The organism is Okeania sp. SIO2B9 (assembly GCF_010672505.1).
GTDB classification, from domain to species: domain Bacteria; phylum Cyanobacteriota; class Cyanobacteriia; order Cyanobacteriales; family Microcoleaceae; genus Okeania; species Okeania hirsuta.
This window is the reverse complement of the sequence record NZ_JAAHGK010001130.1, coordinates 1-2,511: the sequence shown is the minus strand read 5'-3', so window position 1 is coordinate 2,511 and position 2,511 is coordinate 1. Positions and strand designations below refer to the sequence as shown.

4 protein-coding genes are annotated in these 2,511 nt (G+C 37.1%); 1 reads left to right on the top strand and 3 read right to left on the bottom strand.

Annotated features, from left to right (window positions below):
• Nucleotides 1-50 precede the first annotated feature (50 nt).
• The 3 genes from F6K13_RS28080 to F6K13_RS28075 all read right to left on the bottom strand — a co-directional run bounded on the left by F6K13_RS28080 (nt 51) and on the right by F6K13_RS28075 (nt 1,498).
• The gene (locus F6K13_RS28080; RefSeq protein ID WP_287289140.1) at nt 51-521 is read right to left on the bottom strand and encodes a hypothetical protein; all 471 of its coding nucleotides are present in this window, start codon (nt 519-521) and stop codon (nt 51-53) included.
• A 315-nt stretch (nt 522-836) separates the two neighbouring features.
• Entirely contained in the window at nt 837-1,055 is a 219-nt protein-coding gene (locus F6K13_RS35485; RefSeq protein WP_124145523.1) for an NB-ARC domain-containing protein, read from the bottom strand.
• Nucleotides 977-1,498, bottom strand: a complete 522-nt coding sequence (locus tag F6K13_RS28075) for a hypothetical protein (protein WP_287244151.1) — start codon at nt 1,496-1,498, stop codon at nt 977-979. Before F6K13_RS28075 ends, F6K13_RS35485 begins: the two co-directional genes overlap by 79 nt.
• Nucleotides 1,499-1,770: 272 nt before the next feature.
• Here F6K13_RS28075 and F6K13_RS28070 point away from each other — a divergent pair, with 272 nt between their 5' ends.
• Nucleotides 1,771-2,340: an ATP-binding protein gene (locus F6K13_RS28070; RefSeq protein WP_240038996.1), complete on the top strand. Its 570-nt coding sequence runs from the start codon at nt 1,771-1,773 to the stop codon at nt 2,338-2,340.
• Nucleotides 2,341-2,511: the final 171 nt, after the last annotated feature.

Here is a 2,511-nt window from a genome sequence, read left to right as displayed (position 1 = left end):
TACAGGGAACAGGAAATAGCAAACTGTAGAGGGCGAATGCCATTCGCCCTCTACAGTTTGCTATTTCCTGTTCCCTGTTCCCTGTTCCCTAGCGCGTAGCGCTGTAACATTTTGCCAAAAGATTTAACAACAGGTTGAATAGTAAAAAACGAACCTTCAGCTTCCATCACTTTTTCTACTAAACAACGTCTTTTTAATGATTGTATTGCTTTCCATAAATCTGAGTGGGAGTGTGGAAAATCTGTGGGAGTAATAGAAATATCCACTGCTGTTTCTTGATTAGCTAACCAAAATATTACTTGTTTTTCCAACTCTGATAAACGCTGAAATATTCTCTCTAATATTGACTCTAAATCTCCTAAATATAGGGTTGAGCAAGATAAAAATTGAGCTACACTTGCATCACATAAATCTTCAATAGCATCGGCAATTATATTTAACCATAAAGGATTTCCACCATAGAGATTAATCAACTCTAACCATTGATCTTCATCTGTTAAATTTCTCTCTTGTAAAAGCATTTTGCACGCCTCCAAAAAACCATGAATTTTTAAAGTATGACAGTAATGATTTCCTAGCTCTATTTTTGGCTCTTCCTGACTCAGGAGTAATAAACAACTTTGGTGGGATGATGTGGCTACTTGTTTAAAAAGTTTGCCATAATTTTCATGGTCTGGCAGGTAAGTGCCTGCTAATTCTCCACTGGCAAAAATTTCTTGTAGGTTATCAAAAATTAGTAAGCAACGATATTTACGGAGGTAATTTATTAATTGATTATTGGTAGTTTTGGCAGGAGAAAAATCTGTTGTTTTTTGGGAAGAAGAATCAGGTGGAGATCAAAAATTAATAATGCTTGTTTGCAGAGATTCTAAAGTGGGGTAGTTATCAATATTGCGCCAGATTATATAATCAAATTTATCTTTTATTTGTGGAATTAATTGTAGGGCAAGTACGCTTTTGCCAATGCCAGTTAATCCTAATATGGTGATGATGCGGGTGTGGTTTTGTAGTATCCATTGTTTGAGGGTGGTAAGTTCGGTGTGGAGATCGCACAACCAATATAATTCAGGACTTCAGATAAATCATAATAATTTTCTGAGTTAGTATTGTTTTGGTTTTGGTCAGTGGGAATGGGGGAAGATTTGTTTTTAGGGTTGGAAAATTGTCTGTTTTCTCCATAGATATTTATATGATTATTGTTAACATTTACCCAGTCATTAGCTGTATTTGAAATATTTGAAAAGTGGAAATTTTCTAATATGGAACGAGCATTAGATTTTTTGATATTTTTTCCTAGTACATCTGACAGAAGTTTCCATAATTTTGTACCTACCTGTTTGATATGGTCAGGATGACGTTGACAATCATCAGCTATTTGTGGGTATTTTTTACCATTTAAAGTACCTTTTAAGACTTCCTTTTGTAGAGAAGTTAAATGTTGTTCCGTGTAGGTAAATATCAGGTTGTCTGTTAATTCGACCAATGTTTCAATGTCCATAGCTACAGGTAGACTGGTAGTTTAGTTTTGTATTGTATAACTTTATAACACTTTTTCTCACTGGAATAATTAAATCACACTTTAAACATACAAAATTCTATTCAGAAAAAATCAGATCGCGACTTATCCCCAGAAAAACCTACTAAAAGATACGAAGCTCAAAAACCCCTATTTACTTTCGAGCGTTAGTCATCCCTCAAAAAGTAAGAGAAGACCTCCTGTTAGCTGTTGACTTAATTCACTTAGAATCTCAAGTTTTCGACAAGTGGGGTTTGCGTAAAATTGAACCTTTTCCTCGTACAGCACTAAACTTTCACGGTAAACCGGGAACGGGAAAAACTCTCGCAGCACACGCCATAGCTTCTAAAATTAACCGTCCGATTTTAGTTGCCAGCTATGCTCAAATTGAGAGTATGTACCACGGAGAAGGACCAAAAAACGTCGAGGCAATTTTTCTGGCAGCAGAACAACAAAATGCTCTGTTATTTATAGATGAAGCTGACTCCTTACTTTCTAAACGACTCACCAATGTCACTCAAGGATCGGAGCAAGCTATTAATTCTATGCGGAGTCAGTTGCTTATTTGCTTAGAGAGATTTCGCGGAGTAGTCATGTTTTCCACAAATCTTGTAGAAAATTATGACAAAGCATTTGAGACGCGGGTGAGAAACATAAATTTCCCCATGCCAGATGAAATTTGTCGCCGTGAAATTTGGAACAGACACCTTGTCAAAGAGCTACCTACAGCACCAGATGTCTCCTTCTCCTTAGAAAAACTAGCTCAGGTTGAAGATGTTTGCGGGAGAGATATCAAAAATGCGGCGTTGCACAGTGACGAATGATTTGATATTTTGAAGGAGACAGGAGACAGCTATACTGGAGACATGAGGAAAATTACTTGGGGTGAGAATCCCCATGTAATGCGTGAACACCCCCGTTGACGGTGGGGTATTAAACTCACAAAGAAAATGATCAACTGTTTCTCCTGCCAGCGAACGGACAATGGGCAGTTG

Coding starts and splice junctions, on each gene's coding strand:
- F6K13_RS28080 (WP_287289140.1), bottom strand. CDS start 521: ATGCTTTTACAAGAGAGAAATTTAACAGATGAAGATCAATGGTTAGAG.
- F6K13_RS28075 (WP_287244151.1), bottom strand. CDS start 1,498: ATGGACATTGAAACATTGGTCGAATTAACAGACAACCTGATATTTACC.